The following is a 13,906-nucleotide window of genomic DNA, read 5'->3' as shown; positions in this document are numbered from 1 at the left end:
ATCTGTTCACGTCCGGTCTCGGCACCCTACCCGGGCCCACCGGCAAATCAGATATGCATTCGTTGGGTTGTAGACTCCGGCGCATGAACGAATTGAGTCGCGCGCAGATTCGCGACCTCATGGCTCAGGTGCTCGAGAACCAGGACAAGGAGCTGCCCACTGACGACGCGGCGCAGTTGCGGGAGATCGGGTTCCGGTCGCTGGACTTCTCCGAGCTGGCCCTGCGGGTGGAGGACGAGACGGGGGAGGAGCTCAACTTCGACGCACCCGGCCTGCGCCGCATCGCCACCGTCGGGGACGTTCTCGACTTCCTCGTCGAGCTTCAGCATCAGTGACCGTCGCGACGGCGGGCCACCGGACACCGGCGGGCCCGGAGCCGGCGGGCGTCGACAACCGGCTCGTCGTCGGCGGCGCCACGCTGACCTGGCGCACGCTGCCGCTGCCGGTCCTCCCCGACCCCAGCGCGGTGCTCGCCCACTCCGCAGTGCACGCGCTCACCGCCGCCCGGCAGCACGCCGTGTACGGCACCGAGCTGCTGCTCAGCACCGCGAGTCGGGTCGACGCGGCAATGCGTGTCGAACTGCTCGACGCCGGGTTCACCGTCAGCGTCCTCGACGACGACGGAGCGCACCCGAGTGTCCCGCCCCGGCGGCGAGCCGCCGAACCCGGCCGGCTCTGGCTGCTGACCTCGGGTTCGACCGGGCGTCCCAAGCGGGTCGGGCACACCCTCGACACGTTGACCACAGTGCGGGCCGACCAGCCCGATCGGACGTGGCTCTGCCCGTACGCCCCCGGCACGTACGCCTGGTGGCAGGTCGTCACCCTGTCGTTGACCCAACCCGGCCAACACCTGGTGGTGGTCGAGCCCGACGAGCTGGACGACTGGCCCACTGTCGCTGCCACGCACGGCGTCGACGCCGCCTCCGGCACCCCCACCTTCTGGCGCCGCACCCTCTACCGCGACGCCGCCGCGTTGGCCCGGGTGCCGTTGCGCCAGATCACCCTCGGTGGCGAGCCGGTGGACCAGGCCATCCTGGACCAGCTCCGGGACATCTTCCCCGCCGCCCGGATCTCCTGGATCTACGCGTCCTCCGAGGTGGGGGCGTCCATCGTGGTGCACGACGGGCGGGCCGGATTCCCGGTCGACTGGCTGGACCGGGAGACCCCGGGCCGCCCGACGCTCTCGGTGGTGGACGACGAGTTGGTGGTCACCTCCCCGTTCCACGGGGCGGGACTGGCCGGCCCGGTCCGCACCGGGGACCGGGTGCAGGTGCGCGACGACCGGGTGCTGATCACCGGTCGTTTGGACTCCGACGAGATCAACGTCGGGGGCAGCAAGGTCTCCGCCGGCGTGGTGCGCGGTGTGCTGGCCGAGCATCCGGCGGTGGCCTGGGCCCGCGTCACCGGCCGCCGCGCGCCGGTGCTCGGCCGGATGGTGGTCGCCGAGGTGGTCCTTGCTCCCACCACGCACCTGGACACCGCCGAAGCCGCGCTGGTCCGCTGGTGCGCCGACCGGCTTCCCGAGTACGCGGTGCCACGCCGGATCCGCGTGCTGACCGAGATTCCCGTCAAGGAGAGCCTGAAGAGCGATGTCTGACACCCAGCTCGTCCCACCCAGCTCCGTGGTCCTCGTCTCCGGCGGCTCGCGGGGGCTCGGCCTGGCCATCGTCACCGACCTGCTCGATGCCGGCGTACGGGTTGCCGCCTTCGCCCGTACCGTCACCCCGGAGCTGGAGAAGCTCGCCGCCGAGCACCCCGACCGGGTGCACGTCGGCTCGGTGGACGTCACCGACCTGCGCGCCGCGCAGGGCTTCGTCCGTGCGGCGGAAGAGCGGCTCGGCCCGATCGACGGCATCGTCAACAACGCCGCAATGGGGCAGGACTCGCTGCACGCGCACACCGCCACCGACGACATCGCCCGGATCATCGAGACCAACCTGACCGCCCCGCTGCAACTGACCCGGCTGGTGATTCGCCGGATGCTCGCCAAGGGACTACGCGGACGGATCGTCAACATCACCTCGATCTGCGGGCAGCGCGGTTTTCCTGGGCTGGTCGCGTACTCGGCCACCAAGGGCGGCATGGACGCCGCCACCCGCTCGCTGGCGCGGGAGCTGGGCGGCCGGATGCTGGTGAACTCGGTCGCACCCGGCTTCTTCGCCTCGGAGATGTCCGCAGTGCTCGGCCCGACTCAGCTCGACCAGATCGTGCGCCGCACGCCGACGGGCCATCTGACCGAGCCGGAGGAGGTCACTCCAGTGGTACGGATGTTGCTGCGCGAGCACACCAACATCAACGGCCAGGTCATCGTGGTGGACGGTGCCGCCGCCATCTGACCTGGACCGGCCGGCCCGGCCCCGCCCGGTGCCGGGCCTGCTGGCCGCCGCGGAGCGGCACCTGCGCGTCGGCGTCCCCGCCGACCTGACCGACGCGGTGACCCGCAGTCACCTCGACGACGGCCGTTGCGTCGGCTGGTACGGCCCGACGACGCCGGGGTGGCGGGTGGCGATCGACGCGGAACGAGCGGACGCGCCGGTGCCTCCCGCGCTGGGACGCCGGTTCGGGGTGCAGGACTTCTGGGCGCGGTGGACCCGTGCCGAGTGCTGCTGCAAGTTGGCCGACGTCCCGGTGGCGGCCTGGTGGCGTCTCCACGGCCTGGGTACGCCGGCCGACGGGTCGGCGGTCTGGCGCACCCTGCGGGTGGCCGACCTGGTGGTAACCGTCGGCTTCGCCCCCGCATCCGGCTCCGTGCCCCTGCCCGCCTCCGTGGCTGGCTCGCGCCGCCTGGACCGCTAGGTGACGACTCGCCGCCACGACCGCTGCGTGGCGACGTGCCGCTGCGTGGCGACGTGCCGCCGCGTGTGACGGCCGGCCTGCCGTTGGTACCGGCGGTGCCTGTAGAGCTGCCCCACAGGTGGGGCAGGCGCGCGGGCCTCGTGGGTCGTCGGGCCTCGTGGGTCGTCGTAGCCCTGAGGCGACGGAGTTTGATCCTGGTGGTTGCCGGTGGGAGCAGCGTTGCCGGCCCCATATTCGGGGCAGCTCTACAGGCACCCAGCCCAGTCCCACCAGGCCGGACCGCACCCGCTCGCCTCCGCCCCACCGGGGCCGGGCTGCGCCCGTTGCTCAGCCCAGCCCGCGTCCACAGCCCAGCCCGTGTCGACGGTCAGATCAGGTCCCAGCTCAGCGGGGTGCCGCGTGAGACGTCGGTGGTGAAGGTGCGACCCAGGACCCGGTCGATCTCCACCGGAGCCAGCCCGCCGGCCGGTCGGATCGACCTGACATTGTGGATGGTCACCGGGTCGCCGGCCCGCACGTCCTCGACCACGAACAGCGAACGGCGGAACCGCAGCCCCTCCCGCTCGGCCGGGGTCGGGCCGATCGCGGTGCCACCCATGGCCGCGTACGCGCGACCGGACTCGGCCACCAGGGCCGTCAGCTCCGCCGGGTTCAGGGAGAAGTCCGAGTCCACGCCGCCGTCCGCCCGGTCCAGCGTGACGTGCTTCTCGATGAAGCAGGCGCCGAGCGCCACCGAGGCGACCGCCACCCCGATGCCGGGCGTGTGGTCGGACAGCCCGACCGGCACGTCGAACGCGCCGGCCAGCACCGGAATGCGCCGCAGGTTGCTGTCGGCCGGCGGCGCCGGGTAGGAGGCGGTGCAGGCCAGCAGGACGATGCCCGCCGCGCCACCGTCCCGCGCGGTCCGCACCGCGGCGTCGATCTCGGCGACCGTCGCCATGCCCGTGGAGATCACCATCGGCTTGCCCGTGCTCGCCACGAGCCGGATCAGCGGCAGGTCGACCAACTCCGAAGAAGCGATCTTGTACGCGGGCGCGTCCAGCGACTCCAGCAGCTCCACGGCTGTCGCGTCGAACGGCGACGAGAACACGGTCAGGCCACGCTCGCGAGCCCGCTCGAAGATCGGGGCGTGCCATTCGTACGGGGTGTGCGCCCGCTCGTAGAGGCGGTACAGGTTCTCCCCGCCCCACAACTCGTGCCCGCTGGAGATCCGGAACGCCGGGGTGTCGACGTCGATCGTGATGGTGTCCGGCCGGTACGTCTGGAGCTTGAGCGCGTGCGCCCCGCTCTCGGCCACCGCGTCGACGATGGCCAGCGCCCGGTTCAGATCTCCGTTGTGGTTGCCGGACATCTCGGCGACCACGAACGGTCGTTCCCCGGCACCGACCGCGTGCGGTCCGATCTTGATTGTCGCCGTCATTCCGACCTCTGCTCAGGTACACCCGCACCGGTGTGCGGTGGTGCTGTCGTCGTCCGCCCGGCGGGTGGACGACCTGGAAAACCAGGGCGCCGGGAGCCGGCCCGGCTCCCGGCGTGTGGTGCGGTGGCGGTGTTCACGGCAGGCGGCTCCCGGCCAGCGCATCGCGCCGCTGCGTGGTCGTGACGACCTCGTCGTCGCCTGTCGTCGCGGTGCCCGCCCCTCGACCCGGGTCGTCGTCGGCGGTGACCGAGTCGGAACCAGCGTCGACGCCGCCCACCGGGCCCTGGCGACGCAGGCGGCCGGCGACCCGGTGCGCCTGGCGCAGAGCCGAGTACGCCAGCCAGTCGCCGCGCCCCACAAGGCGGTGTTTGAGCCCGGTCACACCGGGCGGTAGCGGATATCCACCGGTGGGCAGGTACCGGCGGTAGTGCTCGGCGGCCCGGTGGAAGAAGTCCCGCCGCAGGTGTGGGTGTAGCCGGCCGTCGTTGCCCACCACCACCAGATAGTGGTTGATCATCAGTTGGAACAGTTCGGCCTGCAACCGCTCGTCCGGGTGCTTGCGGGCGACCCAGTCCAACAGCCGCTCGTACTGGGCGAACGCGTCGAAGTGCCGGCCGCTGCGGGTGGAGGTGATCGCGCCGTGCCGGCCCTGCCGGTACAGGTAGCAGACCCGGTCCAGTACGGAGATCTTCTCGGCGCCGATGAGCAGGGGGTGGCTGAACGGGATGTCCTCGTACCAGCCGGGGAAGAAGCGCAGCTCCAACTGGTCCAGGAAGTCTCGCCGGACCACCTTGTTCCAGGCGGTGTGCTGCACCCGCAGCAGCTGCGGCTGGTCGTCGAGGCGTGTCACGCCGGGGATGCCGCGTAGCAGGTGACTGCTCGCGTCGACCTCCCGACGACCGTCCTCGTGCACCCGCAGGTGGTCCAGCATCAGCACGTCGGGCTGGTGCTGGCGCAGCCGGTCCAGCACCGCGGGGATCGTTCCCGGTGGCAACCAGTCGTCGCTGTCGACGAACCAGACGTACCGGCCGGTGGCCACGTCGAGCCCGGCGTTGCGGGCCAGGCCCAGGCCCACGTTGCTGCTCAGGTGCACGACGCGGACACCGTCGCGGCCGGCGGCGTAGGAGCGGAGCATGTCGCCGCAGCCATCCGGGGAGGCGTCGTCGACGGCGATCATCTCGACCGCGTCCGACTCGCCCGCCGGGATGTCGGCCCGGATCGACTCCAGGCACTGGTACAGGTATGCCTCGACGCCGTACACGGGCACGACGATGCTCAGCAGCGGTGCGTGCGTCGGCTCATTGACCACGCCCGCCACCTTTGACGGTCAGGGTGGCCGAACCCGGAACCTGACGTGACCGCCGATGGTGGAGTCCCTGAACTCCCCCCGAGCGGGAGGTTAACGGCGGCAGGCCCGCAGTCCACCAATCCGGCGACCGTGGCGTGCCCGTACCGCCGTCGGCGGGTGGGACACGTCCGGTTCACCCGAGAGTGACCCGGTAGGGTGCCTCGGTGCGGCCCTGCCGGGCCGTCGCGGGCGTCGCCGTCGCGTCGTCCGACGCCGCGCCGAGGAGGATACGGACGTGCTGGTGACCCTGCCGATCTTCAGGATCCCGGCATGACCAGCGCCGCTGCGGTGTCGACCGCACGGCCCGCCGTCACGCCCGCCCGGCTGCCCTCGCTGACAGGGCTGCGCTGGATCGCCGCGTTACTGGTCTTCGGCTTCCACGCCGGCACCATGCGGATCATCGCCGAACCGGACTACAAGGCGGTGGTCGACGCGCTGTTCACGCTCGGCCTGTCCGGGGTGCAGTTCTTCTTCATCCTCAGCGGTTTCGTGCTGGTCTGGTCGGCCCGCGTCGGCGACTCCCGGCGCACCTTCTGGCGGCGTCGAGTTGCCAAGATCTACCCGAACCACGTCGTGCTGTGGGGTGCGGCCCTGCTGGTCGCCTGGTGGTTCGCCGATCCGGTCCTGCCGGCGGTCGCGTTGGAGAACCTGCTGCTGTTGCAGGCGTGGGACCCCCGGATGGGCTGGTTCTACAGCGTCAACACGGTGAGCTGGTCGCTCTCCTGCGAGTTCTTCTTCTACCTGTGCCTGCCCCTGGCGCTGCCGCTGCTACGCCGGGCCAGCCCGAAGCTGCTCTGGGTGCTGATCGTCGCGCTGCCGCTGCTGATCCTCGCGCTCTGGCCGGCCCAGCAGTTGGTGCCGGAGGTGAGCCGGTGGTGGTTCACCCAGATCTTCCCGCCCGTACGGTCGCTCGAGTTCTGGTTGGGCGCCGTCGCGGCCGAGCTGATGCGGCGGGGTCTCTGGCGCGGCCCGGGGCTCACCGTCGCCAGCCTGGTCTTCGTGGGCACCTGGGTGGCGGCCGCGCAGTGGATCCGCGCGGAGCTGTGGACGACGCTGCTCGCCGTCGCGTACCTGCTGGTGATCACCGCCGCCGCGGACGCCGACGTGCGGGACAAGCGCTCCCCGTGGCGGTCCCGGCCGCTGGTCTGGCTCGGGGAGGTCTCCTTCGCCTTCTACCTGGTCCACGTCCTGGTGATGACGAGCGTGCTGCGGTGGAGCGGTGACTGGGGGACCGGGTTCACGGGCTGGCGCGGGCCGGCCGTGGTGCTCGGCTTCCTGGCGGTGAACCTGGTCCTCGCCGGGCTGCTGCACCGCTTCGTGGAGACGCCGATGATGCGTCGACTCGCACCGCGCCGCCCAGCTCGTCCGGCGTCCGTCCCCCGCCAACGCGCGGGCGGTCCCGACGCCGCCGGGGAGAGCGGGCAGCAGACCAACGGTCGATCAACGTACGCCGACTCGCGCTGACACCGTCCACCCTGCTCAGTGGGGTTCGGCGCGGCGTGCGACGACACGCCCGTGGTCGGTGCGTCGAGGTCGGCACGACGGTAGCGTGAGGTCGTGCTTCCGGTCGCGTTCACCTGTCCGCTGTGGTGGGTGGCGCGCTGGGCGACGCGGGTGCTGACCAGCCTCGCCGTCGTCGCGGCCCTGGCGCTCGGCGCGGGCCCGGCCTCGGCCGCTGTGCCAACTCCGTTCGCCCTCGGCGCACTCCCGGCGACCTGCCCGTCCACCTCCGCGCAGGGGGCGGTGCACGAGGCGCAGGCGACGACCGAGGAGCCCGTCGAGGAATTCTCCTCGGCGTGGTCGGTCGACCCGCAATCGGCTCCGCCCGGCGACCAGGCCACTGCCCGGACCGGCCCGCTGCCGGTGCGCGCGGCCGGGTCCGACCGGCTGCCCCTGGTCCACGGCCCGAGCAGCCGGGCACCCCGGGCGCCACCCGGGCGCTGAGTCACCGGGACGAGCGTCCCGCCCGCCGCGCCTGTCGACCCACCAGCTCCGCGCCCCACCGGCCCGTGCTCCGCCCTGGCCCGGTGGCGGTGGGGCTCCCCATCGCATCGCTCTCTCCCGAGGTGCCGACCATGGAGACCGCCGTCTTCTACCAGTTCGTGACCGAGGTGCCGCAGGCCGCCGCCATCTGGTCCACCCTGTTCCTGCTGGCCCTGGGCGTACTCGCCCTGCTGGTGGCCCGCCCCGAGCGGGACACACCCTCGGACGACCCGCGCACGGCCGCCCCCACCGCTCGTGAGGTGGCCGCCGCCGAGGCTGCCGACCTGCGCCGGTACGCCGAGGAGGTAGCGGTCGCCGCGACCGGCGCGGCCAGGACCGCGCAGCGGCGACGTGCTGACTGGCTGACCGCTCAGGAGGAGATGGAGCGGGCCTGGTGCGCCTACGACGAGGCGGACACCGCCGCCCGTCGCTTCGCCGGCGCCGAGGCGCTGCCCACCCCGCAGACCCCCCGCACCCCGGCCGAGTACGCCGCCCGCGAGCGCTACCTGCACCGGGCCGCGATGACGGCGTACTGGCGGGGTGACCTGAGCATGGCGCAGCTCGGCGACGTGTTCGCGCACCGGCGCGGCTGGGATCCCCGGCGGCACCCGGTCGAGCAGGAGGTGCTGTTCAGCCGGACGATCCGGGACGCCAGGCTGGCCGACTACCAGGCCGCCGCATCCCGGGAGCGTGCTGCCTGGCGGGACGCGGAACTGGCTGCCGACTCAGCGCGAGCCCTCGCAGCGGAGACCTGCGCGGCGGCGGCCCGGCTGCGACCGAACCCGCTACCCGCGCGCCGGGCGGTGACCGGTGTGTTCCGACCCGCTGTCGTGGCGCGGTGGCGGCCGGCGCGGGCGAGTTGAGCCCGATCCGTGACGTGAGCCGGCTCACGCCGACCGAGAATCGGGCGTCCGGCGCGATCGGCACGATTCTTCCGGTGAATCTGGTCGCATTCTCGGCGGCCTGTCCGGTTGTCGCCCGTAGGCGTCACCGTAACCGCTTGTCCCATCGAGTCACGTCAGCGGCAATACGCGCAGAAATTGCTACGCTATTTCAGGTTTACGCAGGTGGAGCTGGCTTGGCAGGGGTGCGGACGGGCCAGTACTGTCGTCCCGTCCGGTGCGGTAACCGATCGCAAGAGGCGACGCCGCGCCGACCCGCTCAATCGTGATGAACGAACCGGGGACCCACCAGTAAGTCCGGGGTGAATCCGCGAGCCACAGCCCGCGGTAGGGCGATCTTCCCGCCCGAATCCGTCAGCTAACCCGGTAGGCGGTGTCGGAAGGAGTTCCATCCTCGTGCAGCACCTTTCCACCCCTCGGTTGTTCCCTCGCCTCCACGGCGCAGCGGTGCCCCCGCTCATTCGTCCAGTGACGGTGAGCTGACCCCCGGGTCATCGCCTCACCGCCCGGCCACGCCGGGCGTTCCCCTGAGCGGTTCACCATCCGCGGACCACGGTCCGCGCGCTGGCGCCTGCCCGGATACCGGTCCGGTCGCCGGTGTGCCGCTCTCCCCCCGATCCGTGGAGGACCCCGTGAAGCACACCCTGCAGCGTCAGCTCCGCCGTTTCGCCACCGAGCGCCCGTACCAGATCGTTGCCGCCTCCGCCGCGGCCCTCGCGATCGCCACCACCACCGGCGCCCTGCTCACCACCGCCGACGACGCACCCGCCGGCCAGCGCACCGCGACCACCGTCGCCGAGATGCGCAGCGACGTTGCCGCCTCCCGCGGCGAGGTGCGTGAGGCGTCCCCGTCGGCCAGCGCCGCGCCGAGCACCGCCGCCCCGGCCACCAGCGCCGCGTCGCCGGCGGCCAAGGCGAAGGCCAACCCCGACCTCACCCGTAAGCCGACGCCGCCGAAGCCACCCGCGACCAAGGTGCTGGCCTACGACTACGAGGCGCAGAACACGTACTACAACTGCGGCCCGGCGGCCACCCGGAACGCCCTCAGCGCCACCGGTATCGACCGCACCCAGGAGGAGCTCGGCGCCGAGCTGGGCACCACCGAGATGGGCACCAACTCGGCCGAGGACACCACCCGCGTCCTCAACGCCGAGGTGAAGGGTTCCCCGTACCGGACTCGGATGTTCGCCGGCGCCCCCAGCCCGGCCCAGATGGACCGGCTCCAGGCCGACGTCGTCAAGGCCATCACCGACGGCCGTGGCGTGGTCGCGAACGTCGTCGGCGACGCCGTCGACACCAACGGCGGTTACCACTCCTACGGCGGCGGGCACTACATCGCCGTCGTGGGTTACAAGGACAACGGCCGCACCGTGCGGATCGCCGACTCGGCCAACGCGGCCGACCCGTCGTACTGGATCACCACCATCGACCTGGCCAACTGGATCGCCAGCCGGGGCTACTCCGCCTGACCCAGGCACGCTGACCGCCGCGGGCGTCGTCCCCCACAAGGGGGCGGCGCCCGCGGCGTTTTTCGTCGGTGCCGTCAGCGTCGCGCGGGAAGCGGCGTGGATGACGACTCTCGTACCGGGCCGTGAACCGTGGGAGACTGCGGCCGTGGTGGATGAATCGGGTGGTCAAGCCGGTCGCGGGCGGGTCCTGCTGCTCCTGCACGGAATGGGCACGACCGGGGACGTCTGGTTGCCGTGGGCGCCGCTGCTGGAGCAGCGCTGGGCGGGGCGGTGGCTGGCACCGGACCTCGCCGGCCACGGCTGGGCGGAGCCGCTGCCGTCGTACACCTTTGCGGGGTTCGCCGACCGGATAGCGCGCGGCCTGGCGCTCGGCGACCGGCTCGTCGTGCTCGGGCACTCGCTGGGCGGGGTGGTCGGCCTCGCGCTGGCCGCGAACGCCGCCGGGGCGCCCGTGGACGCCGTGGTCGGGCTGGGCATCAAGGCCGTCTGGTCACCCGACGAGCTGGCCCGCGCCGCCGACCTCGCCGCCCGTCCGGTCAGCTGGTTCGCCACCCGCGCCGAGGCGGCACGCCGCTACCTTCGGGTGTCCGGCCTGGCCGGCCTGGTCCCGCCGGACCATCCGGTGGTGGACGCCGGCCTGCGTCAGGTCGACGGCCGGTGGCGTCTCGCCATGGACCCGACCGCGTTCGCCGTCGGCGAGCCCGACCTGGCCGCGCTGCTGGCGGCGACCGACGCGCCGGTCGTGCTGGCGCGCGGGGAACACGACCCGATGGTCAGCGACGAACAACTCAAGGAGTACGGGGTGCCGGTCGCCACGCTGCCCGGTCTCGGCCACAATGCGCACGTGGAGGACCCGGCGGCCGTGCTGGCGCTGCTCGACCCGTATCGCTGAGCGGTCCCGAGCGGAAATATCGGTCGTGCGACCGGGCTCCCGACGCCTACATTCGCCCGGATGCCTGCCGTTGATCCGTCCCTTGTGGTCAGCGTGAGCCTGAATGTCGTCGACTCTCGACTCGACGATGCCGCGCGTCGGTGCCGATCCCTGGTCGCCTCGCTCGGCGCGGTGGGTCTGGTGGCGTCCCGCACCGAAGCGGACCATCCCCGCGACGGGGTGAACGTCGACCTGACGCTGATGCCGTCCGTCCCGTCCGCTCCGGGCGCTGAGGCGGTCCGTCACCTGGCCGCGCCACTGCTGACGCGCTTCCGGTGGAGCCGTGGCGATCTCGAGGTGGACGAATCGGCGGCCGGTCACCCGACGGGTTTCGCCGCCGGTCGGGAGCGGACGACCGACGGCGTGACGCCGATCTGCGTGTCCATCTGCGCGGCCGCCGACACCGAAGGCGAGTGGTGGGACCCGCCGGAGTGGCTGCCCGCCGACGAATCCGTCGTTCCTGTCCGGCGACGGGTCAGGCGGCTGCCGGCTGCGGCGTCCGACGACGACGTCGTGGCCCGGGTGCACGCCCGGCTGACCGCCCCCGATCTCGACACGGCTCTGGTCCGCTGCCTTCCGCTGCTCGGGCGGCCGGACGTGTGGTCCGTCGACCTGCGACAGATGGCGACCGACGACGGCGTCTGGAGTCTGGCCCTGCTCCTGGTGCTGCCTCTGGTCGACGTGTCACCGCAGGCTCCCTTCGGGACCGCTGTGGACGCCCTGGCCGCCGAGTTCGGATCGCCGTCGGGGCACCTACGCAGGTCACCGTTTGGAACGTGGATGGTGGCGGCGATGGAGACGACCCGGCCGCTCAGCGACGCGCCGGCGGTCGAGGCGCTGTACGTGCGGACCGGAATCGACCCGTTCGACCCGGGGCCGGTCGACCGGCCGGTGGAGATCCGGGAGATGGTGCTCCGAGGCCAGGACGAGGACGGTCCGGACGAGGCCGAGTTGATACGCGCGATCGAGGAGGCGTTGCGAGACGCCGTACGTGTCCTGCTGGTGGTCGACGTCACCGGCCCGGTTGCGGACGCCAGGGCCGTGGTCCGGGGCCTCGTTCGGATCGAGGACGATGACATCGACTCGACCACCACCGAGATCCTGGCTGACGGACGGCTGCGGATCGTCGCGCACCTCGGGGCCACGTTGATGACGGCGGAGGAGATCGTGGAGGTCGTTGTCGCATCGACGGATCTTCAGCCCTGGGTGCGATCGGTCCCCGAGTCGGCCGACGGTCTCGCGACCGCCGAATGGCGTGCGCCGGCCGACACTCGCGGGGTCGTCCGGGTCGAGGTCACGGCAGGGTACCGGCTCGGGCTCAGCTAGCTGTCAGCCATCCTTCCCGGCCCGACAGCCCGGGTCAGGCGAGAGGGGAGAGCTGCGGCGACCGCTCGGCCGCGGTGTCCGGTGCCGACGTCAGCTCGCGGCGGGCGGCGCTCAGGAAGGCGTCGGCGTACGACTCGGCGGGGAAGTCGCCCAGGTAGCGGCGACGGGTGGCCCACCGCGCCTCGGCCAGCGGGTCGGTGTCCAGCAGGTCGGTCAGCACCTCGTCCACGTTGGACATGTCGCGGCGCAGCACGTACCCCGAACCGGCCAGCGGGAAGCGCTCCACGAACCGGTCGCCCTCGCCACCCATGTCGGTCACCGCGTACGGCTTGCCGGAGTAGAGGTAGTCCGAGATCACCCCGGACACGTCGGAGACCAGCGCGTCGGACGAGTTGACGCACTCGGTCAGGCTCAGCTCCCGGGCCGCCGACCCGAACACGTGCTGCCGGCCGGTGCGCGCCCGATCGGCCGTCAGCAGCTCGGTCAGCCGGCCCAGCTGGCGTGCCGACGCCGGGTTCTGCGTCGTGTACGGGTGGGCCCGCAGGATCACTGTCGCGCCGCGCTCCAGCAGCCGCCGCAGCAGTTGCTCGGCCACCGGCAGCGAGCAGTAGTCGGCGTCGGCGTGGTGCCCGGTCCAGGTGGGGGTGTAGAGCACAGTGGGGTGGGCCAGGCCCCGCGCCGGCTCCTGGCGTACCTGGATCGACTCGACCTGTGGGCGGCCGACCACCACGAACTTGTCGGCAGGAATCTGCACCCCGGCGCGGGCGTACCTGTCGATCGCGGCCGGCCCGGCCACGAAGATCCGGTCGAAGATCCCGGACACCGGGTTGGCGCTCGGTGCCTTGTCGCTGTCGCCGTGGTGCAACTGCACGTGGGTGAGCTGGGTGAAGCGGATGCAGTGGCTGTTCTTCGCCCCGTGGTTGACGTAGAACGCCGCCCGCAGGCTCGGCACCAGCGCCTCGTCCATGGCCCGCAGGGTCGGGCAGTAGACGACCGGAACGTCGGTGGCCGCGGCGATCGGTGCCAGGAACTCCGGCTCGCGCAGCATGACCAGGAACGGGCGGCCGATCCGCTCCAGGTACGGCAGCCACATGGTGACCTGGTATTCGGAGCCGGGCGGAGCGGAGAAGTAGAGCACGAACTCCGGCTGGTGCCGACGCAGCGCGCGGCCCACCGCGCCACCGCCGGCGGCCGGCCGGAACCGCCGCCGGGCCAGGTCCAGTGCGACAGCCCCGACGCCCGCACCGACCAGCAGGCTGGCGACCAGTGGCACCACGGCCGGCACTGTCAGCGCGGCGGCGAGGGCCACCACGGCGAGCAGCCCGAGCAGCGCGGTGCCGAGCTGGTCGGCGACCAACGGCGTCCAGGTGCGCACCGGTAGGTTCCCCGTCCGCATCTCCAGGTTGCCGGCAGTCCGCAGGGGCCCCACCAGTAGCACCAGCCCCAGCAGGACCAGTGCGGTGGCGACCAGCGCCAGGTCGACACCGTCATCCAGCCGACGCCAGTAACCCACCAGGACCGCTGCGGCGATCAGCGTCGTCTCGGCGACGAGGTCAGCGCCGGGCCGGACACGCTGCTCCACGGCCGACGCGACCACGGCCGCGACAGCCAACGCCAGGCCCCAGCCGGTGGCGTCGGTGAGCGCCAGCACGACGAAGGCCAGGACAGCCAACCCGGTGCTCAGGCAGCGGGCAGCCAGCTTACGGACCAGGTCGCCGCGCATGTCGCTCC

13 protein-coding genes and 1 riboswitch are annotated in these 13,906 nt (G+C 72.4%); of the genes, 10 read left to right on the top strand and 3 right to left on the bottom strand.

Annotation, left to right across the window (positions count from 1 at the left end; all coding sequences use genetic code 11):
• Positions 1-83: 83 nt before the first annotated feature.
• Genes FHU34_RS24060 through FHU34_RS24045 form a run of 4 tightly spaced genes read left to right on the top strand, consistent with a single transcriptional unit; the run spans position 84 to position 2,796 of the window.
• Entirely contained in the window at positions 84-335 is a 252-nt protein-coding gene (locus tag FHU34_RS24060; RefSeq protein ID WP_145784303.1) for an acyl carrier protein, read from the top strand.
• Positions 332-1,597 carry an AMP-binding protein gene (locus FHU34_RS24055; protein WP_145784301.1) on the top strand — a complete coding sequence of 422 codons (1,266 nt, stop codon included), beginning with the start codon at positions 332-334 and terminating at the stop codon, positions 1,595-1,597. The genes FHU34_RS24060 and FHU34_RS24055 overlap by 4 nt, the downstream gene beginning before the upstream one ends.
• A complete protein-coding gene (locus FHU34_RS24050; RefSeq protein ID WP_145784299.1) occupies positions 1,590-2,336 on the top strand; it encodes an SDR family NAD(P)-dependent oxidoreductase in 747 nt (248 codons plus the stop codon). Before FHU34_RS24055 ends, FHU34_RS24050 begins: the two co-directional genes overlap by 8 nt.
• Positions 2,320-2,796 carry a hypothetical protein gene (locus FHU34_RS24045; protein WP_244311812.1) on the top strand — a complete coding sequence of 159 codons (477 nt, stop codon included), beginning with the start codon at positions 2,320-2,322 and terminating at the stop codon, positions 2,794-2,796. The genes FHU34_RS24050 and FHU34_RS24045 overlap by 17 nt, the downstream gene beginning before the upstream one ends.
• 367 nt (positions 2,797-3,163) lie before the next feature.
• On the opposite strand, the gene pseI is transcribed toward FHU34_RS24045, so the two are convergent.
• Together pseI and FHU34_RS24035 are read right to left on the bottom strand one after the other, a co-directional pair.
• Positions 3,164-4,216 (bottom strand): pseudaminic acid synthase, encoded by a 1,053-nt coding sequence (pseI, locus tag FHU34_RS24040; protein WP_145784297.1) that lies wholly within the window; start codon positions 4,214-4,216, stop codon positions 3,164-3,166.
• Positions 4,217-4,349: 133 nt separating this feature from the next.
• A complete protein-coding gene (locus FHU34_RS24035; RefSeq protein ID WP_145784295.1) occupies positions 4,350-5,525 on the bottom strand; it encodes a glycosyltransferase family 2 protein in 1,176 nt (391 codons plus the stop codon).
• A 309-nt stretch (positions 5,526-5,834) separates the two neighbouring features.
• Between FHU34_RS24035 and FHU34_RS24030 the strand changes: the two genes are divergently transcribed.
• The 6 genes from FHU34_RS24030 to FHU34_RS24005 all read left to right on the top strand — a co-directional run bounded on the left by FHU34_RS24030 (position 5,835) and on the right by FHU34_RS24005 (position 12,175).
• Complete coding sequence (locus FHU34_RS24030) at positions 5,835-7,028, top strand: acyltransferase family protein (RefSeq protein ID WP_145784293.1); 1,194 nt, start codon at positions 5,835-5,837, stop codon at positions 7,026-7,028.
• Positions 7,029-7,121: 93 nt separating this feature from the next.
• The gene (locus FHU34_RS24025) at positions 7,122-7,508 is read left to right on the top strand and encodes a hypothetical protein (protein WP_145784291.1); all 387 of its coding nucleotides are present in this window, start codon (positions 7,122-7,124) and stop codon (positions 7,506-7,508) included.
• A gap of 131 nt (positions 7,509-7,639) precedes the next feature.
• Positions 7,640-8,410, top strand: a complete 771-nt coding sequence (locus FHU34_RS24020) for a hypothetical protein (protein ID WP_145784289.1) — start codon at positions 7,640-7,642, stop codon at positions 8,408-8,410.
• Between the two features lie 285 nt (positions 8,411-8,695).
• A riboswitch (cyclic di-AMP (ydaO/yuaA leader) is annotated at positions 8,696-8,837 on the top strand.
• Positions 8,838-9,069: 232 nt separating this feature from the next.
• Complete coding sequence (locus FHU34_RS24015) at positions 9,070-9,918, top strand: C39 family peptidase (RefSeq protein WP_208745064.1); 849 nt, start codon at positions 9,070-9,072, stop codon at positions 9,916-9,918.
• A gap of 145 nt (positions 9,919-10,063) precedes the next feature.
• The gene (locus tag FHU34_RS24010; RefSeq protein WP_244311811.1) at positions 10,064-10,810 is read left to right on the top strand and encodes an alpha/beta fold hydrolase; all 747 of its coding nucleotides are present in this window, start codon (positions 10,064-10,066) and stop codon (positions 10,808-10,810) included.
• A gap of 60 nt (positions 10,811-10,870) precedes the next feature.
• Positions 10,871-12,175, top strand: a complete 1,305-nt coding sequence (locus FHU34_RS24005; RefSeq protein ID WP_145784283.1) for a hypothetical protein — start codon at positions 10,871-10,873, stop codon at positions 12,173-12,175.
• 34 nt (positions 12,176-12,209) lie between these two features.
• Here FHU34_RS24005 and FHU34_RS24000 read toward each other — a convergent pair whose 3' ends face one another.
• Positions 12,210-13,898 (bottom strand): CDP-glycerol glycerophosphotransferase family protein, encoded by a 1,689-nt coding sequence (locus tag FHU34_RS24000; protein WP_145784281.1) that lies wholly within the window; start codon positions 13,896-13,898, stop codon positions 12,210-12,212.
• Positions 13,899-13,906: the final 8 nt, after the last annotated feature.

This window comes from Micromonospora taraxaci, from assembly GCF_007830095.1.
Taxonomy (GTDB): domain Bacteria; phylum Actinomycetota; class Actinomycetes; order Mycobacteriales; family Micromonosporaceae; genus Micromonospora; species Micromonospora taraxaci.
Note: the sequence above shows the minus strand (reverse complement) of the source record. Positions and strands in the feature narration are given on the sequence as shown.

Bases quoted from the DNA above. Each gene is read 5' to 3' on its own strand.
- FHU34_RS24060 (WP_145784303.1), top strand. From the start codon at position 84: ATGAACGAATTGAGTCGCGCGCAGATTCGCGACCTCATGGCTCAGGTG.
- FHU34_RS24050 (WP_145784299.1), top strand. From the start codon at position 1,590: ATGTCTGACACCCAGCTCGTCCCACCCAGCTCCGTGGTCCTCGTCTCC.
- pseI (WP_145784297.1), bottom strand. From the start codon at position 4,216: ATGACGGCGACAATCAAGATCGGACCGCACGCGGTCGGTGCCGGGGAA.
- FHU34_RS24030 (WP_145784293.1), top strand. From the start codon at position 5,835: ATGACCAGCGCCGCTGCGGTGTCGACCGCACGGCCCGCCGTCACGCCC.
- FHU34_RS24020 (WP_145784289.1), top strand. From the start codon at position 7,640: ATGGAGACCGCCGTCTTCTACCAGTTCGTGACCGAGGTGCCGCAGGCC.
- FHU34_RS24005 (WP_145784283.1), top strand. From the start codon at position 10,871: ATGCCTGCCGTTGATCCGTCCCTTGTGGTCAGCGTGAGCCTGAATGTC.
- FHU34_RS24000 (WP_145784281.1), bottom strand. From the start codon at position 13,898: ATGCGCGGCGACCTGGTCCGTAAGCTGGCTGCCCGCTGCCTGAGCACC.